The 22,810-nt window shown below is 53.1% G+C and carries 18 protein-coding genes; 5 read left to right on the top strand and 13 right to left on the bottom strand.

Annotation, left to right across the window (positions count from 1 at the left end):
• Positions 1-323 precede the first annotated feature (323 nt).
• Positions 324-3,686, bottom strand: coding sequence for an autotransporter outer membrane beta-barrel domain-containing protein (locus A6U95_RS18970; protein ID WP_065685594.1), 3,363 nt, complete (start codon positions 3,684-3,686; stop codon positions 324-326).
• A 228-nt stretch (positions 3,687-3,914) separates the two neighbouring features.
• Positions 3,915-4,307: a hypothetical protein gene (locus tag A6U95_RS18965; protein WP_065685593.1), complete on the bottom strand. Its 393-nt coding sequence runs from the start codon at positions 4,305-4,307 to the stop codon at positions 3,915-3,917.
• 362 nt (positions 4,308-4,669) lie between these two features.
• Between A6U95_RS18965 and A6U95_RS18960 the strand changes: the two genes are divergently transcribed.
• Both A6U95_RS18960 and A6U95_RS18955 read left to right on the top strand, forming a co-directional pair.
• Complete coding sequence (locus A6U95_RS18960) at positions 4,670-5,302, top strand: response regulator transcription factor (protein WP_065685592.1); 633 nt, start codon at positions 4,670-4,672, stop codon at positions 5,300-5,302.
• The gene (locus tag A6U95_RS18955; RefSeq protein ID WP_065685591.1) at positions 5,299-7,080 is read left to right on the top strand and encodes a hybrid sensor histidine kinase/response regulator; all 1,782 of its coding nucleotides are present in this window, start codon (positions 5,299-5,301) and stop codon (positions 7,078-7,080) included. Before A6U95_RS18960 ends, A6U95_RS18955 begins: the two co-directional genes overlap by 4 nt.
• A gap of 3 nt (positions 7,081-7,083) precedes the next feature.
• On the opposite strand, the gene A6U95_RS18950 is transcribed toward A6U95_RS18955, so the two are convergent.
• The 4 genes from A6U95_RS18950 to A6U95_RS18935 form a co-directional block, all read right to left on the bottom strand.
• Positions 7,084-7,374, bottom strand: coding sequence for a heavy metal-associated domain-containing protein (locus A6U95_RS18950; RefSeq protein WP_065685590.1), 291 nt, complete (start codon positions 7,372-7,374; stop codon positions 7,084-7,086).
• On the bottom strand, positions 7,371-7,733 hold the full coding sequence (locus A6U95_RS18945; protein ID WP_098930826.1) for a mercuric transporter MerT family protein: 363 nt from the start codon (positions 7,731-7,733) through the stop codon (positions 7,371-7,373). Before A6U95_RS18945 ends, A6U95_RS18950 begins: the two co-directional genes overlap by 4 nt.
• Positions 7,705-8,850, bottom strand: a complete 1,146-nt coding sequence (locus A6U95_RS18940; protein WP_065685589.1) for a transglutaminase family protein — start codon at positions 8,848-8,850, stop codon at positions 7,705-7,707. Before A6U95_RS18940 ends, A6U95_RS18945 begins: the two co-directional genes overlap by 29 nt.
• Positions 8,851-9,088: 238 nt before the next feature.
• Positions 9,089-10,993, bottom strand: a complete 1,905-nt coding sequence (locus tag A6U95_RS18935; RefSeq protein WP_065685588.1) for a methyl-accepting chemotaxis protein — start codon at positions 10,991-10,993, stop codon at positions 9,089-9,091.
• 227 nt (positions 10,994-11,220) lie between these two features.
• Between A6U95_RS18935 and A6U95_RS18930 the strand changes: the two genes are divergently transcribed.
• Entirely contained in the window at positions 11,221-11,850 is a 630-nt protein-coding gene (locus A6U95_RS18930) for a YiiX family permuted papain-like enzyme (RefSeq protein WP_241810692.1), read from the top strand.
• 84 nt (positions 11,851-11,934) lie between these two features.
• Here A6U95_RS18930 and A6U95_RS18925 read toward each other — a convergent pair whose 3' ends face one another.
• Genes A6U95_RS18925 through A6U95_RS18910 form a run of 4 tightly spaced genes read right to left on the bottom strand, consistent with a single transcriptional unit; the run spans position 11,935 to position 15,531 of the window.
• Positions 11,935-13,050 (bottom strand): AAA family ATPase, encoded by a 1,116-nt coding sequence (locus A6U95_RS18925; RefSeq protein WP_065685587.1) that lies wholly within the window; start codon positions 13,048-13,050, stop codon positions 11,935-11,937.
• Positions 13,038-13,751, bottom strand: a complete 714-nt coding sequence (locus tag A6U95_RS18920) for an RNA ligase family protein (protein ID WP_065685586.1) — start codon at positions 13,749-13,751, stop codon at positions 13,038-13,040. Before A6U95_RS18920 ends, A6U95_RS18925 begins: the two co-directional genes overlap by 13 nt.
• A gap of 50 nt (positions 13,752-13,801) precedes the next feature.
• The gene (gene prfH / locus A6U95_RS18915) at positions 13,802-14,419 is read right to left on the bottom strand and encodes a peptide chain release factor H (RefSeq protein WP_065685585.1); all 618 of its coding nucleotides are present in this window, start codon (positions 14,417-14,419) and stop codon (positions 13,802-13,804) included.
• Positions 14,419-15,531, bottom strand: a complete 1,113-nt coding sequence (locus tag A6U95_RS18910) for an RNA ligase RtcB family protein (RefSeq protein ID WP_065685584.1) — start codon at positions 15,529-15,531, stop codon at positions 14,419-14,421. The genes prfH and A6U95_RS18910 overlap by 1 nt, the downstream gene beginning before the upstream one ends.
• Positions 15,532-15,956: 425 nt before the next feature.
• Here A6U95_RS18910 and hutW point away from each other — a divergent pair, with 425 nt between their 5' ends.
• Complete coding sequence (gene hutW / locus A6U95_RS18905; RefSeq protein WP_065685583.1) at positions 15,957-17,294, top strand: heme anaerobic degradation radical SAM methyltransferase ChuW/HutW; 1,338 nt, start codon at positions 15,957-15,959, stop codon at positions 17,292-17,294.
• A gap of 12 nt (positions 17,295-17,306) precedes the next feature.
• Positions 17,307-17,930 (top strand): anaerobilin reductase, encoded by a 624-nt coding sequence (chuY, locus tag A6U95_RS18900; protein ID WP_065685582.1) that lies wholly within the window; start codon positions 17,307-17,309, stop codon positions 17,928-17,930.
• 91 nt (positions 17,931-18,021) lie between these two features.
• Here chuY and A6U95_RS18895 read toward each other — a convergent pair whose 3' ends face one another.
• From A6U95_RS18895 to aegA, 3 genes are all read right to left on the bottom strand, one after another.
• Complete coding sequence (locus tag A6U95_RS18895; RefSeq protein WP_065685581.1) at positions 18,022-19,653, bottom strand: DUF4139 domain-containing protein; 1,632 nt, start codon at positions 19,651-19,653, stop codon at positions 18,022-18,024.
• Between the two features lie 206 nt (positions 19,654-19,859).
• On the bottom strand, positions 19,860-20,387 hold the full coding sequence (locus A6U95_RS18890; protein WP_065685580.1) for a 4Fe-4S dicluster domain-containing protein: 528 nt from the start codon (positions 20,385-20,387) through the stop codon (positions 19,860-19,862).
• A gap of 21 nt (positions 20,388-20,408) precedes the next feature.
• Positions 20,409-22,418: a formate-dependent uric acid utilization protein AegA gene (gene aegA / locus A6U95_RS18885; RefSeq protein ID WP_065685579.1), complete on the bottom strand. Its 2,010-nt coding sequence runs from the start codon at positions 22,416-22,418 to the stop codon at positions 20,409-20,411.
• Between the last annotated feature and the right edge of the window lie 392 nt (positions 22,419-22,810).

Genomic DNA, 22,810 nt, shown 5'->3' with positions numbered 1-22,810 from the left:
TATGAAAGTCGGCGTCTGAATGGTTAACTCAGAGACGAGAAAATGAATAGCGATCAGCGTTGCTCTGCCAAGTGTAGACGGTTTTCGAATATTTGAGCTGAAATTACCAAGCATCAAGTTGAAATAATTCAAACGCCTACGCAATGACTCTGCGGATATGAGAACTCACATGTGTGACACCCTGTCGTTGTTTATAGCCGAATGGCTTGAAGAGATTGATTTTAATACCTGAAGGTAGCCATTGGATTGCGGAGTGTAATACCCGCGCTGAAAACGTTAAAACCCACGCGGCTGCGTGGGTTTCAATTTACAGAGTTATCGGATCAGAAGTTGTACCTCAACCCCAATTGGCCATTAACGTCGCGGAAATCATCTTTCCCCCCCTGCACCCCAATGTTACCAGAAGTACTCCACCCCTTGCCCAGTTCAACCTGAACGCCCGCTTTAGCCTCATACACGTTATCGGCCAGTTTATGGTTCACCCTGGTTCCGTTCATCTCGATCGCCGCATCATTACCACCAGACCACCAGTTCAGTTGCAGGAACGGCTGGATCTGATTGGCCGCAGGGTCCAGGGAATTGCTAAACAGCCGGGCTCCGAGACGGGTCGTGGTCTGATTTTTACGCTGCGCCGCAATTTGGGTACCGTTATCTTCAGTGTGGGCATCGCCACTATAACGGGTAAAGATCACCTGCCCCTGAGGCTCCAGATACAGGCCACGGCTTGTCCCTTCATACAGCGCTAACGCATAACCCAGCTCCAGCGATCCACTCCAGGTATTAGACTTGTACTTTTCCTGTGCCAATCCACTGCCGTTGACCTCGTTATCGTAGCGGCCATATTGTAGCCAGCTGTCCAGATAGAACCCGCTTGGTGCTACAGCATTCTGATACCAGGTACCGTAAACGCCAACGCTGGTTCCTGTGACTTTGCCTTTGGCATCACGCCCGCTGAGATCGGACATCGCTCTGGTGTCAGCGCTGCCATAGCCCAACATCAAGCCGGTATGCAATCGGCCTTCACCAACGGCATGTTGTAATTCCCCACCAATCTGCATGACGTCTAGATCCGTCTTGACCGATAACTGCTCGCCAACCACGCCAGCATCAAGATTATTTCGCTGGGCACGTATCCAGACCGCGCCCTGGCCCTCCTTGCCTCTGGCGCCAAACCCAGGCTCCCCAAGACGATCGGTGCGGCTATGGTCGAACATATGCACGGCGGCATTCTGATTATTCAGATAGGCGGCAGCATCAACACGTAGCAGAGAAGGTTTACCGCTGATCGGCGGTGTGACCGGCCCTGGTTTTTCAGGCTCAGGGATCTCTGGCTTAGGGGTTTCTGGAGTCGGTGTTTCAGGTTCAGGTGTCTCTGGCTTCGGCGTCTCTGGAGTCGGTTTTTCAGGCTCAGGTGTTTCTGGCACAGGGATTTCGGGCACGCTAACCGCCTCCGAACGTAAGTACCAGTTGCCGTCGGCAGGCTCCTGTTTACCCCCCTTATGCAGCAGATATTCGTATGCACCCGCGACAACCGGTTTTTGCAGGTTAAACACGCCGTCAGATGCGTTGGCAACGCTGATCACCTCAATACCCTCGATCGTTGCGGCACCCTGACCACCAACGTTGTTGACCTGTAACCACGACTGGCCACTGCTGCTGCCGGTGATCACCAGACGATCGGTCACCGAGTCATCCCCCCCAAGTACCGTATTCAGCCGCAGGGTGCCACCTTCGCCTTTATAGCTGCCGTCGCCGCCGCCAAAGAAGCTGGTGTTAGCCAGTGACAATGTCGTTCCTGCCTGGCCATTGCTGCCTAGACTTACTGTGCCCGCGTTACTTAACCCACTAAAGATAGAACTGAAACCCGCCAGATCCAGCGTTCCTGCGTTACCCACGTTAAACACGGCAGGGCTTAAAAAGTTAGCCCCAAATCCATTGGCTACCCCTGCCTGCAGCGTACCGGCGACAACGTTTACCGTACCGCCGAAGATATTATCTTTAGACATCAGGCGGGTAATCCCTGTCCCCAGATGATTGATGGTCCCGGCACCACTCAGCTTGGCAGAGAGATCCTGATTATCAGTGTAATTGAGGTTTACAACGCCGCGGCTATGCACAAAGACTTCAGGCGTATCCAGAATACCTGCTTTACCGCCGGTACCGATATTGAGCACCGCCTGCTTCACCGAACTACTACCGGAAAAGGTACTGTTACCGACCCGCACCGCACCTTCGCTGCCCACTTTGACCACTGCACCATCAGTGACCGTCAGGGTGCCATCGCCGTTATCGCCACTGATGTTGATATACCCGGCCGATAGTAGCGTGCCTGCATCCTTGACCAGAACCGTGCCGCTTGCAGGTGCGGTACCGCTATAAAGCTCACGTTCACCGATAGCCAGGCCGTCGAATTTGCCACCCGTGCTGGTCACCTGCGCACCGTTGGCGATGGTCAGGCTGCCAACGCCGTCCACACCCACATCAAGCCCGGTCACTTTGATAGAGGAACCCGCCCCGCTGATGAGCACGTTGCCCTGACTTTTAACACGCGTACCGATACGCATCGTGCCAGCCTCTACGCTGCCGCCATCGATGATGTCCATCTGCCCTTCGCCGTTGTAGCCTATAAACAGCGTTGCAGCCTTCCAGGTTGATCCACTCCCCGAAATCAGCGCGCTCCCTTTCCCGCCGAAACTATCGCCAAGATAACTGCCAGACCCGCGGCCATCGAGTCGTGCACCGTCGGTGATATTGACCTTTCCTTCGCCTTTTTCACCAACTCTCACAATGACACCGCCGGAGGTCACTATCGAACCGACTCCTGAAAGATTAAGCTCGCCATAGGCACCGGCCGTTGTGCCAATGCTGAGTTGCTGTGCTCCGGCCTTGGCACCATTGGTCACGTTCATCACGCCTTTACCGGCGTAGCCCACGTAAATGTTTGAAGAACCGTACATATCGTAATACAGTTCGCTCCCGGCCCCGTCGACGTTGATGGTCCCTTCACCAGTGGCATCATGGCCCACGATCACTTTATCGAAGGTATCCAGGCGGAATTTTCCGCCGTCGGAAAGGGTTAGCTCACCCACGCCTCCCTTACCAACAATCACCTGATGGCCTAATAATTGCGAGCCCGCTCCCGTGATCGCCAACGCCCCTTTCGCACCTTCCTTCACGCCCAGTTCAATAAATGAAACTTCCAGCGTTCCACCGTCAAGTACGGAAACGTTACCCTCGCCACCCACCCCCACTTTCAGATCCTGGCCGTAGAGGGGATCGTAGTTGTAGAGCTTCCAGCGCGAGTCGATACCTGTTATTAAAGCACTGCCGACAGCTCCTGCTTCCCTGCCCAGATAACTAGCCCCAACGGTAGTTGCCTTGGCGCCGTCGCTGACGGTTAACTTGCCTGAACCGGTGTCACCAATCACCAGATCGACGCGGTTACCTGTTTTCCAGCCATCCGGCTTGGTGCCCGGTACGGTTTCTTCTGTGCCGCCATCAATCACGATTTCAGCCGCGCCTACATTTGCGACGGAGCCAACCATACCCGCCATCGCCAGAAGTAGGCAGGGAGTCACTCCGACTTTACGATTTTGGGCGGATTTGCCGCCAGCGCGGGAAAATTCAGCTACGGGGATCAGATCACCGGTATGCCGTTGGCGTACCAAACGATAAATTTTATTCATATGAAAAAACTCCTCCAATGAGTTTAATTAGTCTTGAGGTTATGATGTAAGACAGGTTTAAGAGGAAACAGAAAAACCATCTTGTTAGTTATTCTAAAAAATCATTACGATGAGAGTTCCCTGGTGTTTTTATTCTTCATCGCTGATAAGCAGGAATGCCCGGGGGTTTATCCGGGGTAAAATCAATCCAAGTATTATTAAACCGAACCGCAGCTAACGCAGTTCAAGTTACATATACCAATAGTCAACTATCCCTTTACTGTCGAAATCGATATAAATACGCTTCCCATGGTGTTCAGTATCGCCTGACATTTTAGCCGATGCCTTGGCTGCACTGTCTGAAGCATTCGATGCCGTGTTAGCCATGCCAAGAGCACTGGAAACGGCCCCCGCTCCGGGGATGTAGCCAACAATGGAGGAAGCCGTGCTCAAGTTGCCTCTCGCTTCATACTTCCAGACTACGCTCCCGTCTGAACTCACGTCCTGATCATCCGGCACACCATAAATTGCCTGCACCTCGGCCTTGGTGGTCTTGTTAGGTATAATATGGGCCTTCATATACGATGCACTGAATTTGTCTTCCCCCCATGCTACTGCATCCGACAAGCAGAAAATGACCATCGACTTCCATATAGATATACGCGTGTCTCGTCCTGATGTTCGGAAATTTATTAGTGCCGCCAACACCAATTATTAACAACAGTGCTTTGTTAATAGCGCTAAACCAGGAAAAACTTGCGCGCCATGTCTGTTTCATTAATGATATTTGATAATGATTCTTAACAATGCCATAATAACTAAGAATCCGCCTATCACCATAACCACTTATTAACTTTTCATCAGAATATTTTTATCATGATATAACTACAACCCTACCAAAGTAGGGTTTACATAAGGTGGCCATATTGCTAGTTTGGGTAGGCAACTGATCTGGCATGCCGTGATCAATGCAGGCGTTACATTGGCGACAAAAGGAAAGTGACGTGAGTAAGCCCTATGCTTTGGTCGTTGACGATCACCCAATGGTAGCGAATGGCATTGCCGTTTTTTTAAATACGCACTGTGGTTACAGGCAGGTGTATGTTGCTGCCAGCCGCAAAGAGTGCAATAGTCGCATCGCAGAGAACGGCTACCCTCACCTGTTGGTACTGGACTTCTGGCTGTCTGATGGTACAGCACTCCACCTCATTAAAGAGTTGCTACAGCAGGACGCCAATATTCGCCTGCTGGCCATCAGTGGGGATGAAAATAACCAAGTACAACATAAAGCTCGGGAGGCTGGGGCGCACGGTTTCGTTCACAAGCACGACTCACCACAAACCTTCCATCTTGCCGTTACCGCGCTCCAGAATGGGCAACTCTGGTTTCCAGATAGCTCGGAATTGGCCTGTTGTCCCCCATCAACCACTCATGAGCAGGAATTCGGGCTCACCCAACGCCAGACAGAAGTGCTGGCGATGATGCTGCGCGGGTTCTCAAATAAACGTATCGCCCTTACGCTGGCCGTGTCTGAGCCGACTATCAAAGAGCATATTACCAGTATCCTCAGCAAGCTGGGCGTCACCAACCGAATCGAAGCCATTACGCTGCTACAGGGGCGCCGTTTCACGCCATGATTAACCCAATCAGTGATAAAACCACGCAAGATATCAACCCGCACTCGCAGCTTCGAATGCTGAACCATGTGTTGGCGCGGTTGGTATTCAGCATCTATGCGGTCCCTTTCGTCGGGATCGTATTTGCCATCTGGCTCTATCAGTTGCACTTACCGTTAACCCCGATCGTCTGCTGGATTGCGCTGTACTTTCTAGCCTCCCTGATTGTCTGGTTATGCCATCGCCACTATCGCCACAAGCTGAGTACGACAACGGAAACCGCCATGCTGGCCCAGTGGCTACCTTGGGTCAATCGGCTGGCATTGCTGCATGGCATCGGCTTGTCTTCACTGATTGCCGTGACGGCCATAAACCCCTCCTTTGATTTTATTCTGCTGCTCAATATCAGCATCGCCGCTATCGTTGCAGCCAACGCCACTCACCTGACCCCGCTGCTGGGCGCATTCCAGCGGTTTTTCATCAGTTGTTGGGGGATCTTGTTGCTATTAATCCCCTGGCGATACGGTGATACCTGGCCCATCATTGTGTTGCTTAACCTCTTATATGGCTTTGCTATTTATCGCCATGCCTTGACCTCTCATGCGTTCTTCCTTCAGCAGGTGCGATTGGAAGAGGACAGCATCCTGCTGGCTGAGCAATTCCGCGTAGCCAAAGAGGAAGCGGAACGGGCATTGCAGGATAAAAACCTGTTCCTGACGACCGCCAGCCACGACCTTCGTCAACCTATCCACGCGATGGGATTCTTGATAGAAGCGATCATCCATAAGAATCGCGATACCCTGTTAAACCCACAACTCCATGATTTGCAACAAAGCGTGCGTTCTTTGCATTTAATGTTCAACTCACTGCTGGACCTGACCATCATTGAAAATAAAGCCGTCAATGTTCCCAAGACCGAAGTGGATTTAGCACCGTTAGTCGAGTCGATCGTCACGCTGTTTCGTGAGGAGGCAAATAGCCGAGGTTTGTCCCTGCGCTCAAGGCTTCCTCGGCAACGCTGCGTGGCATTGGGCGATCTCTCTTTGATCAAGCAGTCGTTAATCAACCTGACACACAACGCATTACGCTATACCCAACAAGGTGGGGTGTTGATCGCAGTTCGTCTACGCGGTAAGGATTGGTTGTTGGAAGTATGGGATACGGGGATTGGCGTAGCCGATGCCGAAAAATCCCAGATATTCTCCCCCTTCTATCGCCCTGAGCTTGCCTGGCGAATAGATAGCGCCGGGCATGGATTGGGCCTGGCCGTGGTGGCAAGATGTGCGAAGCTGATGAAAGTCGAGTGTGCGATGAGTTCGATTGAGGGCAAAGGCTCGCGTTTTTGGCTACGCCTGCCAGCCAGCGATACTGTTCCCGTCAAGGCTCCGTTAGTCATGGATAAGAAGCCCTTCCTGGTTGCGCATCGGGCACTTTCCGGTACCTGTCTGGTGGTCGATGACGACCCCCTGGTCACCTCTGCCTGGATAAGCTTGATGCAGGCCTGGGGCGTAACGGTTCGCTGCGTTGCCTCGGCACAAGAGGCGTTTGCCGAGCTTGAGAGCGGATTCTCCCCCCAGGCCATTTTGTGCGATCAGCGCCTGCGTTCGGGTGAGAGTGGCTTCGACATTTTGCAGGAGTTATTCCACCGGCTCCCGCAGGCCAGTGGAGCGATGGTAAGCGGTGAGTTTAATTCGGCGATATTGCAGCAGGCGGAAAGTGAGGGTTATATGGTGCTGTATAAACCACTGGAACCCTCACAGCTTCATGCATTGCTTTCACAATGGTTAAATGCGGGGTAAAAACTACGGAGCTGGCACCACGCCCTGGATTTCGCCGCTATAGCCGGTACGGGAAATTGCCGTCAACAATGCCTGATTGTCGAAACCCTCGGGCACAATCACTTCCGCCTGGTGCGTTTTCAGTGAGGCTTTGGCCTTAATCACACCCTCAGTAGAGCGCAACGCTTTATTGATGGAGATGACGCACAGTGAGCAGGTCATTGCTTTGATATCAATTGTGACTTTCTGGTTCTCTGCCCATAACCGCGGCGCAATCAACACCAGAGCCAACAGCAGAAAAATGCGCTTCTTCATTCCATCATTTCCCAAATCCAAGGTAATACATAGGGGTAGGTCATCAACGCCAACAGCAACGGCACCGACAGCCAGTAAAGCCAAATCAGTGCCCGACGGCTGACGACGTTCACGCAGACCGGGCGCGGCGACAGATAAAGCCGCCAAAATCCTCGCAGCATCAACCCGATAGCCACAATAATCATGGGCCACTGTAACCAGGATAACGCAGGGATCCCCGTCAGCCCGGCAGCCGAGATACCAAACACCAGATACAACAACGGCCCGAGACAACAGAGTGTCGATGCTGCGGCGGCAAGCAAAGCCGCCAGCAGCGTCACTACGCTGCCCTTAACGCTGTTCGACAGAGACATAGTCATAGCTAAATTCGGCCGGATCGTAGAAGTTTAACGGGTCACCATCCACTTCAGCATAGGGGTAACCAAAGTTATTGAGGTCACCCTGCTCTGCCTCTGGCGAAAGTGCGAAATCACGGGCGTAGTTAAAACCAACCCAGTTCATTTCCCAGTTGCCGAACAGGTAATCGTTGACGGCTTCAACGGCGGCATCGCCGTTTTCTTTTTTCTCTGCCAGACGCATTTTAGTGACGTCGGCCGGATCGGCTGGCAACCAGCCGAAACCTGCCAGCCAGAACATCGCCCGGCAATGCTGCCCACCGCTGACTTTTGCCACGCCTTGTTCATCAGCGCTGCCAAATGCCTTCTTCGAATAGTTCCCCAGCTTGCGGGATGCGCCGAGGCGAATACCAAACATCTCACGCGCGGGGATCCCGCTGGCACGGCACAACGCGACGAACACGGAGTTGATATCGGTACATTTGCCGCCCAGCTTACCGGCCTTAAGGATTTGCCCCACATCACCGGTCCCGCAGCCAATCACCGCATCGTCTCGATGCATATGGGTTCTTACCCATTCATGAATGAGCCGCGCCTGCTGTAAAGGTGATTTCTCGTCGCCGACGATCTTCAACGCCGTTTCTTTCACCACACCGTCTACCGGGATATGCGGGGTGGCATTCAGATAGGGTTGTATCTCTGCGGGGAACACCAGATCGGTTTTCGGGAGGTGCCATTCGGCCAGTTGGTTGCTCTTCAGCGGTTCCCAGTCCAAGGTTTCAATCAGCATTTCCACCTTGAGTTCCATCGGGCCTTTGGAGTCCGGCCAGGAAGCAAACAACGTTTTGGCTGCGTAGATATTATTTGCCGTGAGGTAGGCCTGCTGATAGTTGCCAGAAAAAGAAATGTGCTTCAGTTGCTGAAAGGCGGTGTCCACGGGGACCGGGATCCACAGATTGGCCTTACCTTCTGAGCCTGCTGGCGCTTTCAGTTTATACGTTTGTGTCATCACAAAACGTCTTCTGTTGTCCACGCAGGTCGACGCCGGGATGTCCGTTTTACGCGACTCAGACCAGACCGGGCTTATCAGCCCAAAAGAAGATAACGCAGCAGCACCCTTGAGAAAATTACGCCTTTCCATCACCGTTCCTTTTTATTGTCAGATAACGCCAAAGCCTTGCCCACCGCCTTTGGGAGGGGCGATAGTATGCACCCTCGCAGCACAAAACGACATACCGCTTACACGAAAAAACATCTGGGAATATACGGTAAGCGGCATGCAGGAAAGCGGAGACGTATCAAGAATAATAAAAATACGCTACGAAACGAATGATCGAGCAAGAGGCGGGATTACTCCCATCGCCCTTGCAACGAGAATATTATACGATGAACCGATTCACTAATTTGGTCATCGCTGCCGCTTGGTTATCCAGTACCTGACTGGCACTGGCCGCTTGGGAAACCAAAGCCGCATTTTGCTGTGTGACTTGTTCAAGTTGATTCAAAGCCAGATGAACCTGCCCCACCCCCAATGATTGTTCGTTTGCGGCCTGAGCGATATCGCTAACATATTGTTTCATCAGTCCTGAGTTATCTGCTGCCGCCTTTAGTGCCACCCCAGAAGCCGAAACCCGGGCGACGCCTTCCGCAATTTTTTCCATATTTTGATTAATCAGCTCCCGGATCTGGCTCGCCTCTTTAGCACAACGTTGAGATAAGTTACGCACCTCACTCGCTACCACCGCAAATCCCCTTCCAGACTCGCCAGCTCGAGCGGCTTCTACCGCAGCATTGAGCGCCAATAAATTAGTCTGAAAAGAAATGTCGTCAATAGAGGCCACGATACGTGCAATCTGCTCGCTAGAATTACGGATCTCCGTCATGCTCTGGCTGGCTTCATTCGCCACGCGATTCGCCTGCATGACATCGCGCTCCATTGCCAGCGTGAGTTGTTCCGCTTCGCGGGCGTTATCTGCAGTCTGGGAGATCGCCGTGGACATTTGTTCCATACTTGCCGCAGTTTCAACGATAGATGCCGCCTGTTCATCAGTACGTTGCGCCAAATCCTGATTGCCAGCGGCGATATCACTGCTAGCATGGTGAAGGATCACTGAGCCGGATTTAATCTCTTTAACAATATGCTGAATATTTTCAATGGATTGATTATAGGCATGATTCAGTGCTGACAACTCATCACTACCCGGCACGCTGAGGCGTTGGGTCAAATCACCCTCCATTTCACCAATCGTTTTCAACGTTCCTTGCAGTTGCAGATGGATACTCCGCGCAACGACAATGGCTATCGCCAAGGCCACGGCCAGAGAAAGAAGGCTGATGCACAGAAAAGTCATCCATTCGCTACGTGACGTACGTGACAACTCTGCCGCATGCTTTTGTAACGTGTCAGCGGTTTGATTCTCTTGTTGACGCAGCACTTCAATGCGCACAGTCTGAGCCTTAAACCAATCGGTAGGATTGACCTTGAATCCACCCGTTGCCACTTTATCGAGCGCTATCTCACGATACTTTAGGGCATCAGTTGCCGATGTAGAGCGCAATGCGCCATCAAGCGCCGCCGCCTGCTCCGCGGTGCTGAAACGACGAGTCGCAGAAAGCCAGGCCTCTTGTTTTCCCACCACATCGCTCAACTGGCGGAATTGCCCATCACCAAAACGATCGCTAGAGAAAACACCCGAGAGTAATGCTCGCTCTATTCCCGACTGTTCTTTCAGGTTAAGCAGGCTGTAATACGCTGACAATTCCTGGCCAATTTTGCCCGATGTCGTCAAATGCCCAATACCGCCAACAAAATCCAGCACCTGGGCGATAGTCTTGGTATAGAAACCAATAGCTTGTGGCGCCGCACTCTTTAAATTGCTGACGTTATTACGCACCTCGCTCAGTAACTGGGTTGGGTCGTTAAATAACTGAATCGCCGATGTATCAATCCCTTCCAATGCACTGCTATCCGTTGTGGATAACAGTTGGCTAAATTTCGCCATAGCCGCATCTGTCAGTTTACGTTGATCTGCTAGTTCAGTGCGAAACTGCCCACCGCCAGAGCCCAGGTAACCTGCGCTCATACCACGCTCTTTTTGCAGCTCATGCACCACATCCCCTGCACCACGCGCAATTGCCGTTAACTGAACGATGACATCCATCTGACGTTCGGTATGGATACGGGTTTTCATACCCGAGCCGGCAAACCAGCATAAAGCCAGTAGCAGTGGAAACAGAGCAATGAAAAGCTTCATTCTCATCGATATACGGTAGATCCCTAACATCCGGTTTCGTCCTATTTAGGTGACAACATCAATAGAACAGCTATCGGCCTGCTTTAAGCACCCTTTAACCACAATGATAGAATTGTTATTACCACATTGATAAATATCATTATTTTTATTAAAGCATGAGGACTACTAATGCGACTTCCCATCTTTGCTCTACCACTTCATCCTCACTTCACACAGCCCCGATAAAGTCGCTAAATTCTAACTTCGAGGGATTGAACGTGATTTTTACCAAACGCCTGTGGGCAATTCTGTTTCTCACCATCGGCCTGATGACCGTGCTGGTCAGCCAAGCTCGCGAGCTACCTGCGGTGCAGGATGGTGACATCATTTTCCACACTTCCCGCTCGGCACAGAGCCTGGCGATACAGCAGGCCACCGGCTCGCGTTACAGCCACATGGGTATCATTCTGCTGCGTGATGGCAAGCCTTACGTATTTGAAGCGGTATCGACGGTGAAATACACGCCGCTGGCCACCTGGATCGAACGGGGAGAGAAAAAGCATTTTGTCGTCAAACGCCTCAAGAACGCCAAGCAAATGATGACGCCGTCCGCGCAGCTAAAAATACGCCAGCAGGCCAAAAGCTTTGCCGGGAAGCCCTACGACATGCAGTTTTCCTGGTCAGATGAGAGGTTATATTGCTCAGAGTTGGTGTGGAAAATTTACGATCGCGCACTAGGGATTCAAATCGGCAAGCTGCAAAAAGTGCGTGAATTCAACTTTGGTGCTCCTGCCGTGCAGAAGAAACTGAAGGAGCGCTACGGAACGCAAATCCCGTGGGACGAATCGGTTATTTCGCCGAAGGCGATGTTTGAATCACCGCTGTTGGTCACGGTGATCGCGAATTAATCTACGGTGACGTCCCCTATCCACATGGATAGGGGACTGTATGCCGCGCTGGCACCCTCACCCTTTGAGGGTGCACAAACCTGGTTAGCTTGCGTCCTGCACCCGCAACTCCACCTCGTGCGCCTCGTCCGCTTGCGGGATCTCCAATTTACTCAGCATACGCGCCATCGCCTCAGCAGGTACGCTGTATTCCCGCTCGGCATTCTGCCGCTGCCACTGGGCATACGGTACTTCCAGGTAAACAATCTTCACCCTTGCGCCATAGGCGATAAACAACTCAACCAACTGGCTACGCAACTGCCGGGTAATATTGGTAGCATTCCAGACAAAAGGCTCGCCCCGCCGTAGCAGCGTTTTTGCCTGCGACTTGGCCTGCTGCACGACCCAGCCGGTCGCGTTCTTGTCGGTAGGAGACAACCGGTGTTGCCGGCGGATGTTGTCCAGGCTGATAACCTCAAGCCCAGCCGCATGCTGCGCGATATAGCGATCTTTACCCATTCCCGGCAGCGCACAGAGCAACGTCACTTCGCTCTGAAATTGCTCATAAGGAACAAAATCCACGCTAGCCAGCGGATGCGTCAAATAGTGGTAACGCTGGTTATCGCTAGCAAAAGGACGCGCTTGACCCCAGCATTGCTGCTCCTGACAAAACAGTTCGAACAGCTCGATGTTATCCAGCAGGCCGTTTTGGTCGTCACACTCGCGGCCCAGCACGTCCGCCCGTGCCAACATCGCCAGCAACCGTGTATCCAACCTTAAGGCCGCTAATAACAGCGCCCGCTCTGGCGATGGCCGCCCCATGATCCACAACGGTAAACCATGAAAACGGACCAAGGCTGCTACCTGTTCACGCAGTTGAAAAGGCGTAACGATATCCCGATACAGGATCGAGCGTGTGGTCAGCTCACCGCGTTTAGCGTGGTTGGGTGATGTCACTGAACCATCGTCGGCAACCCGCGTGGTACTGCGCTTTTCAACATCGTGCAGCAGCGCGGCGGCCCAAACCAGCTCCTGCTGTTGTTCTGGCAAGGCCAAAAACTGCGCCGACTCGGTCAGTGCCGCCAGCACACACTGGGTATGGATTGCCACATCCCCTTCTGCATGATGGCGGGGATCCTGCGGCACTTGATGCATGTCGGCCACCCAACGGAATTTTTCCGCCAGCCTGCCCCACTGCTTGTCTTCACTTAAGCACCACATGGTTTATCCTCCTGCTGATACTCGTACGCCATACGCGCTCGTTGCCAATTCACTCTCCAGTGGCGATCGGTTTTCACATGGTTTTTACGCACGTACTTAAATACGTTATGGGAAAACTGAGCCACCGGGAATTCAGCCGCATTGCGGGTGACAATCCCTTCCATGGTACAGGGCAAGCCGGTATGTACGTCGTGCGGCGCAAAACTCCCCACTCCCCCCACCTGCTCCAGTATTGCCGAACGGTATTCTTGTTCCGTCTGGCGCGGCATATCCTGTACCACTTCAGGCACACAGGCAAAATCAAATAATCCCGCGTAGAACTGCACTTCTTGCCAACTCAGCCACATGTCTTTACAGCGTACGGCGAACAGATAAAAGTCCTGTTGCAGGCCACGATATTCGATCGAATGCGTGGCATACAGGTTCTCCCCAAACAGCTCGATATCGCCCAGGTCATTTTTAATCAGTTGCCAACGCTGGCGGATCTGGCGCGTCCAGGCAGAAACCGTCGGTGCCGCATGGGAGCGTGCAAATACGCCATACCGATTCAGGCAGTTATTCTCACCATCGAGCTTTTCCGTATGGATCAGTGAGGGGATTAACCGTATGTCTTGCCAATAATGTTTATTGATCCGATCGTCACTGGTGGTGCCCGGTGAGAATGGATAATGGTACGTCCGACCATATTTATGTGTTTCCATTTCTTTTCTTCTTATAGGGTTACCGGCCTGCCCCATCAGGCCGATATTGATTAAGCGAGCGGCGTAAAGCTTTCGCCTTTAAACACCCGAACCGGTGAACCACGCACTATTTGATGGTGAAACATCCGTCGTTCAGCACGCTGTTCGTCCAGGTGCTGTTGCTCAAGCTGTTCCAAACGGTGAGCGATCAGCAAATACGCCAAACGTTTATTGGCATGTTGGCTGCGCTCGGTCTGCACTTTGACGCTAATGCCGCTAGCGATATGGGTGGCGCGAATAGCCGATTCCGTTTTATTCACGTGCTGCCCACCTGGCCCGGAGGACTTCAATGTCTCAAAACGGATCTCGCTCTCTTTTGGCACCGCTGCCGGAGAAAAACGCGCAGCACCAATAAACCAGTTCTTTCTGGAGCGCCCAGTGCGCCACGGGCTTTCGCAAATCCACTGCAACGTCCCGCACCAGTTGGCGGCCAATAGCTCCGCCGCTTCGCCGTTAAGCGTCAATAGCACCGAACGCAACGTGCCGGGCAGGCGCCCCTCTTCCCGCTCAACCTCATGCAGTTCCACCTGCATGGCCTGAGCCTCTTTGTGGAACTGACGCAGTGCCAAACTCACCGCCAGGCAACATTCATCCGGCCCCTGGGCGGCAGAGATCTGTAATAAGATCATCACTGCCCCCCGCTGGTTTTGTAGGTCAACACCGGCTGCATACGCGCCACCAACGTGACCAACCCGGCCTGCTGCAAGGCCCCCACTACGCTATCAATCGGCTTGTAAGCTTCTGGCGCTTCCTGATAAATCAGTTGGCGATCGCGGCAAATCACTCGGCTGCCGAAGCGGGTTCTGGCCAACTGCTCGGTGCTGAAACGCGCTGATAAGCGATCTTTACACTCCGAGCGCATCCATTTGCGCCCCGCACCATGCGCCAGCGAATACAAACTGCTGGCGGCAGGCAGCGGTTGAACGATATAGCTGTAATCACCGCGCGAACCGGGGATCACCACCAGACCTTCATCCGACGGGGTAGCCCCTTTACGGTGCAACCAACCACTCACGCCCTCGATGGTGGCCGCCGCCAGCAGGTTATGATGGATATCCAGCAGGCAATCGCCAGCAGTGCGTAACCGCTGCAATATCCGCTGGGCTATCAGTTGCCGGTTTAAGCCCGCAAAATCCAGCGCCTGTTGATGCTGTTGCAAATAATCGTTGGCCGCCTCGGTATTTTCCAGCAAGCCATGATGCCCATGAGCGCGCACATGCTGTTCCAGTATGAGCTGGCCCAAACCACGCGAACCGCTGTGCACCAACAGCATCAGACGTTTTTTATCGAGACCGGCCTGCGGCTGATATATTTCGTCGATGCGTAATAGTTCAGCAAAATGATTACCGCCGCCAATGGTGCCTAATGCACGAGAATAATCGCGAAGCGCTGGCGGAATATCCCCCAACGCTTCTTCCTCTAGCGGACCGTCAATATTGCCAAGGTTTTTTTCCAGCTTATCCAGCGATTGTTTCATCGCCAGCAAATCTGTTTGCCATAGCGACATACCGCAACCGATGTCATTACCGATTAACGCCGGGTAGAAGCGATGTTGTGAAAAGAAAGCGGCACCGACCGGGTAACCACGGCCAGGATGCAAATCTGGCATCCCGACCACGCGCACCATATCCGGCAGCTTGGCGGTAATTTCTAATTGTTGGATTGCATTTCCTTCAATCCAGGTGTGTTCCGACGCGATCAATGAAACTCGCGGCGTAACGGAGCCAATAGTATTGCTCATAACCAATCCTGATTAATATTTTATCTAATTTTTTGGATTTGGCGGGCGGTAGCCCTAGCAATACCTGGAGAGCAGGTAATTATGCCTGAGGATACGACCCGCAAAGGGTAAACAGTGCTTGATAATTCATGATGTACCTCCTTTGCAAAGTGAATGAATGGGAAAACGCGGCGATAGTACATATAAACTCCAGCGTTAGCAATGGTTGTTCGCAGCGGCCACAAAAATTTAATTCGGGGGGCCGAAAAGTTTGACCCAAATCAACGTTGCATTTAATTGGCTGCTGGCCGGATAGACTCTACTGACGATTGCCAGTATATAAATGCAAATGGTAATCATTTTCAGTTAAACTATGGCAGGTCTGAGTGGCTGCGCTTCCTTGCAGCCCTGTCTCCATCAGTTCTGCCCTATTGAAGGACCTTGAGTTGAAACATGACACTGAGCTGGATTTAACCCCGCATTTTGCACTGGCAGGCAATCAGCCGTTTAAAGATCGTCGTGCCATGATGCCGCTGCGCGGCGCGATCCCCGTGGAAAAATCGCTGCTGGCTCCCACCTGGCAAAACGTCATCAGCCAGTCCGCGCCTAGCCGCAAACGGCTGGTGTATCTACACATTCCGTTTTGTGCCACCCACTGCACCTTCTGCGGCTTTTACCAAAACCGTTTCGAGGAGGACAGGTGCACCCGCTACACCAATGCGCTGCTACGCGAGATCGAGATGGAAGCGGACAGCCCACTTCATCAGTCTGCGCCAATCCATGCTGTCTATTTTGGCGGTGGAACGCCTTCGGCACTTGCCGCACAGGATCTGGCTAGCATCATCACCACACTACGCGAACGCCTGCCGCTGGCCCCAGACTGCGAAATCACCATCGAGGGCCGGGTGCTAAACTTTGACGATGAACGGATTGACGCCTGTCTGGATGCCGGAGCCAATCGCTTTTCGATTGGTATTCAGTCGTTTAATAGCAAAATCCGCAAAAAAATGGCCCGAACCTCCGACGGTGCAAGCGCCATTGCGTTTATGGAAGGGCTAGTTCGTCGCGACCGCGCTGCCGTAGTGTGCGATTTGCTATTTGGCTTACCCGGTCAGGATGCGAAACTTTGGGGCGAAGACCTGGCGATTGCCCGCGATATCGGCCTGGACGGTGTCGATCTCTACGCCCTTAATCTGCTGCCCAATACGCCTCTGGGTAAGGCAGTGGAAACTGGCCGCACCTCCGTTCCCTCAGCTGCCGAGCGGCGCGATCTCTATTTGCAGGGCTGCGATTTCATGGATCAGGCAGGCTGGCGCTGTATCAGCAATAGCCACTGGGCACGCACCACGCGAGAGCGCAATTTGTACAACCTGCTAATTAAGCAAGGTGCAGACTGTCTGGCCTTTGGCTCCGGCGCGGGGGGCTCGGTCAACGGCTATTCCTGGATGATTGAGCGCAACCTCACTAGCTGGCACGACGCTATCGCCGCGGGTCGCAAACCACTGATGATGATGATGCGTACCTCAGGTAACCGAAGCCAGTGGCGTCAACCGTTACAGGCTGGCGTGGAAAACGCGCGCATTCCGCTTGATGAACTGACGCCTCATGCGGAAAAGCTGAAGCCGCTGCTCGCACAGTGGCATCGGGCAGGATTAACCCGCGACGCCTCAACCTGCCTGCGCCTGACCAACGAAGGGCGCTTCTGGGCAAGCAATATTCTGCAGTCTCTTGATGAGCTGCTCCAACAACTGGATCTGCCGCGTATTGCGGTAGCTACCCTCTAACAGGAGTGAACGATGAAACCATGGTTGATTTTTGGCGCTGGTGGCAAGGGGGTTGGCGCGCTAACCCTGGAACTTGCGCTGGCGGAACAGCATCCGGTGGTTGCGGTGGTACGTAATCCTGATGCCGCTGCTCGCCTGCGGGAGAAAGGCGTACAGGTTTATCTCGGTGACGCTTGTGATGCCATCGCGGTCACTCGCGCTTGCGAAGCTGCTGGTACCAGCGCAACGATCATCTCCTCAATGGGAGGTGCACAGGATTATCTGGCCCACCGGACAGTGATAGATACGGCGGAAAAGTGCGGGATATCGCGCATGATCCTCGTCACCTCTCTGGGCTGTGGTGACGGCTGGCCGTTTCTGTCACCACGTGCCAAAGCGGGCTTTGGCCAGGCGGTACGTGAAAAATCGCTGGCAGAAAGTTGGTTACAGACCAGCACGCTGGATCACGCCATCTTGCGCCCCGGCGGGCTGCTGAACGGCAACGCTACCGGTAAGGCACAACGCTTTCAGGGGCGAGAAGTTCATGGTTTTGTGATGCGTGCGGACGTTGCTACACACGTCTATCAGTTGGCGAATAGCGCAACGCTCAACCAGCAGGTTTACAGCTTGGTTGAACCGGGTCTTAAACCGGCGTAATTCCCAACGCAAGTTGATGTCCAAGGGCATTAGGTGGCTAATTTTCCCCTCACTCCAACCCTCTCCCAAAGGGCGAGGGTGAGGGCAATGTTTATAAATTGCTAACGCGCTTATCCTTTGGATATTTCACCGTATAAGACAGGGTGAACTTCTCGGACTGATTCGCAGGTAAATCCAGTGCCCACTGCACGTTACCGGTGTCTTTATCGTAGCTGGCACCGTCGTACTTCAGCCCGTCGATAGTAATTGCCGAATCACGACTCAGCGGCATCTGTTCCATCACCACCAGCTTAATCGGCTCTTTACGGGTATTTTTCACGCTGGTGACAAAGGAGTACTGTTGGCTTACCGAATTGCCAAAAAACTCCGCCTTCGAGGTCAGCTGCTTGCCGTTTTCGCGGTTAACGATAATCTTTTTGTCCCGGCCTAATGAAAGATCCAGCGTCTCTTTAGCCTCGGCGATATTGATATCCCCCTGGCCGACAAATGACCCCTCGAAGAAAATACTGGACTTGCCCGGCAACAAATTAAGCTGCTCCCAGTCTTTTAACTGTACCTGCAAGAAGGCATCAGGTTCGATTTTCGGCACCACCACGTAGCGGTAGTCGCCCTGAACGTCCACATCCTTGATGGTGACCGAATGCCCTTTGCCATCGGAGGCAATGTTATAAGGCAGGGAAATGCTAAAGCGGGTATTCACACCGCCAGCGTCGGTGACCACATAGTCAGAGAGGGAGCGTTTAGCTCTGGAGGCCATTGCGCCATCAAGCTCTTGAGCATTCGCGCCAGCGGCCATCTCCGCAACGGGAGCCGGTGCCGGTCTGGGTATCGACATTGCCATCTTGGAACTTGAGTAGTCCTGATAAAAATCGAGATACCAAGGTTGCAACTTCGGCGCCTGCGCCCCTTCGCTTGGGTTGCCGCTAGAAAGCGTCAGGTTGACCTTATCCCAATTGATGCCGCTGTTCTGAAACACATTGGCCTTGTAGCTCAGCTTGACCGGCTGGGTAATGCTGTTGACCCGCACATCGTAAGTCGGCACCCAGCCTGCATCCGGGATCACATAAGACAGCTTAACGTTACTGGTCACCGCTTTCCCAGTGTAAAACTTCACCACCACCTGATTCACCGTTTGGCCTGTCTTCTGCTGAGCCTCGTCCAACTGGCTCTTCAGCTTTTCGATATTCTTGTCAATCGCGGCGATCTTCTCTTTAAGCTCGATATCCGCCAGCAGCACTTCACTCATGCGACGGCTGACCAGTTCAAGCATTTGATTAACCTGCTCAACGGAAGCGCCCTCTTTCTCCGAACCCAGAGCCCGGTTACTTTCCAGCACCGCCAACTGCGCCTGGATCACTTCCCGCTGCACGTTCAATTTGCTTTGCTCGCGTACCTCATCATCAATCTGCTTGGTTAATTGCTCCACTTCAGGCGACACATGCTCGGTAAGAAAATCACGTTTTATGCTGAAAGATTGCACGACCACGCCGTTATCGGCATCAAGCATCAGGCTTTGTTCGTTCAGCCCGCTGGCAATATTGGTAAAGACGACTTCGCTTTCCCCCGCTGGTAGCGTCACTTTGCTGCTGTTGAATAGCTCGGCACCACGAATAAAGACCGTCACATCGTTGAGCGTGACGTCTTGCGCCTGCGCCACACCGGAATAGGCTAACAGTACCGATGCCGCTAACAGCGTGGTTTTAAATCCTGGGAAAAGGGTCATCGTCATTTATCCTTAACAAAGAGGTTCCGTGCAGAATATCGACGAATTATAGCATGCAGCATGGTGGTAATATTTCTGAAAGATCATCACGTTTAAAGGTAAAGCCGCGATATTCGTTTCATTTAGCCACGTCGCGGGGATCATTAAAGAAAACCCATTCCACGCGATTATCACGCAGAATGGGTTGTAGTGAGGTAATGGATAATTTACCGCAGGCTCGGCGCAGAACCACGGGCCGCGCGCTGTTGCTTTTCCAACTGCATGGCTTGCAGGTCTGCTGGCCGGATAAGGGTTAACGCCGCCGTTGGGCACACCTCAACACAGGCTGGCCCCGCTTCGCGCCCCTGACACAGATCGCATTTATTCGCCTGGGCCCGTTGGTACGCGACACCATTGCTGCCATAACCCTGATTGACCACCACCTCCATCGCGCCATAAGGGCAAGCCACCATGCAGGTCTTGCAGCCAATGCAGCGCGACTGGAGCACCTGCACGCTGCCATCCTGGTTATAGATGGCCTCGTTTGGGCAGGCGTTCAGACAAGGGGCATTTTCACACTGGCGGCACAGCATCGGTACGCTGACGCTAAGCGTTTTCATCACCCGTAAGCGAGGATTGAAGTTTTCCGCTGTCATCGGTAACGGATTATCCCCCAGATGCGCCATCACGCAGGCAATCTCGCAGGTGCGGCAGCCAATGCACTGTTTCATATCGGCAATGACAAACTGATTCATACCGTCTCTCCTTGAGCTGCGCTATAGCACATTGAGGTAATAGCCGATGCTTTCCGCCGCCTTGCGCCCTTCGGCAATGGCGGTCACGATCAGATCGGCGCCGCGCACGATGTCACCACCGGCGAAAATCTTGCGGTTACTGGTTTGGTACGGATAACCCGCCACCGTTGGCGCCACCACTCGCCCTTGCCTGTCCAGCATGACGTTATGTTCTGCCAACCAGCCCATACGATGCGGGCTAAAGCCAAAGGCCATGATCACCGCATCCGCCGGTACGATATGTTCCGAACCCTCAACGGGTACCGCCTGCCGCCGCCCCTGGCTGTCTGGAGCCCCCATTTCGGTTCGCCGCATTTGAATGCCGCTGACCTTACCCTCCTCATCGATCACTATGCTTAGCGGTTGCAGGTTGAACATGAATTCTGCGCCCTCTTCCCGCGCATTTTTCACTTCCTTTTTCGAACCCGGCATACTCTTTTCATCACGCCGATAGGCACAAATCACCTGCTCAGCACCGTGACGTAATGAGGTTCGGACGCAGTCCATAGCGGTATCACCGCCCCCCAGTACGATCACCCGCTTGCCCGCCATATTGACGTAAGGGCTTTTCGGATTGTCGGCATAACCCATCAGCTGTTGGGTGTTGGCAATCAAGAATGGCAAGGCGTCATACACTCCCGGCGCACCTTCATTTTCCAGGCCGGAACGCATCGATTTATAGGTCCCCACGCCAAGGAACAGCGCGTCGTAATCATTGAGCAGGGTTTCCATCGAGATATCTTTGCCAATCTCGGTATTCAAGCGGAATTCCACCCCCATATCGCTGAAGATCTCACGCCTTCTGGCCATCACGTCCTTTTTCAGTTTGAACGCCGGAATGCCGAAGGTCAGCAACCCGCCAATTTCGGGATAGCGATCAAATACGACCGGTTTGATGCCATGGCGCACCAGGATATCGGCACAGCCCAGCCCAGCCGGACCCGCGCCAATAATGGCAACGCGCTTGCCGCTGTCTTTCACCGCCGACATATCGGGCCGCCAGCCCATCTCAAAGGCCGTTTCAGTGATGTAACGCTCAATGTTGCCGATAGTGACCGCTCCCCCGTGCTCGTTGAGCGTACAGGATTGCTCGCACAGTCGGTCCTGTGGGCATACCCGGCCGCACACCTCCGGCAGGCTGCTGGTTTGGTGTGATAGCTCCGCCGCTTCCCAGATGCGCCCCTGGCTGGCCAGCTTGATCCACTGCGGGATCTGGTTATGCAGCGGGCAGGTCCAGGAGCAGATACTCTGCTTGCCGCAGCTCAGGCAGCGTTCGGCCTGCTGCTGGATCTGCTGCTCATTAAAGGGTTGGTAGATTTCGGCAAAGCTGGTTTTGCGCAGCTCTAGAGGGATTTTGCTGGCCTCCAGACGAGGTGCCCGAGGCTGTTGCAGCAGATTACGGATCGGCGTTGATTTCTTCGGGGCTTTCGCTTCCGGACTCTGATTAGCCGCACTGCCAAACAGTTGGCTATGGTGATCGCGCGCCGCAGCACGTAGCCGCTTTTCTCGCTGTTGCTCCAGCAACGTTTGGTTGTCTACCAGGCTGAGTGCATGGGTTGGGCAAGCGCGTACACAGGCAGGTTCATGGTTTAGCTCGCTGCACAGGTCGCATTTCTGTGCCTCAACCTTCTGGTAGCTGTCTGCCAGGCGATGATTGGCGGGCTGCACCGTTTCTGTCACTACCGTCATCATGCCAAACGGACAAGCGACCGCGCAGGCTTTGCAGCCGATGCATTTCTCCTGGCTGACCTGGATGCTGGTATCACTCTGTTCAATGGCCCCGGTAGGGCAAACATTGGCACAGGGTGCATCTTCACAATGGTGGCAGAACACGGCAGTATTACCGTGGGTGCCCTGAATGACCTTGACTCTTGGGGTAAAATATTCGCGCTTGCTTGGGTATGCCCCTTGATGATGCGCAGTCACACAGGCGACCTCGCAACTCCGGCAGCCAATGCAGGCTTCTGATTCCGCAACGATAAATTGATTCATAGGTATCCTTTCCGAACAGGCTGACTGAAAAAACACGCTTTCGTTGACGTTATCTCCTTATCTTGGCTGGCGTAGGCAGATGTCAGTAAGGTTATAACCATGTAAATATAGTGGTTATATTTGATCGGTTTCCATGACATTTCGCATGAAAATGGCGTAATGCACCAATCCGCTCTAAAGCCAGGCAGGACAACTCTTCGCTTTAATCACCCACTGTCGTATTGGATCACATTTACGCAGCACCTTTGGTTGTTATTTCGCCACATATACATTAATATTATTTATGTATCTACGGATTTTTTGTTGTGTTTGAACGGAATATATTCATGTAATAAATGAGGAAAGCGCGTGCTAGGGATGAGCAAGAAAGCCAGTGGACTGCGGTTTACGTT

Origin of the sequence: Serratia sp. 14-2641 (genome assembly GCF_001692375.1) — a bacterium.
Taxonomy (GTDB): Bacteria; Pseudomonadota; Gammaproteobacteria; order Enterobacterales; family Enterobacteriaceae; genus Chania; species Chania fonticola_C.
The sequence above is the reverse complement of the archived record's forward strand: the minus strand, read 5'-3'. Positions and strand labels throughout refer to the sequence as shown.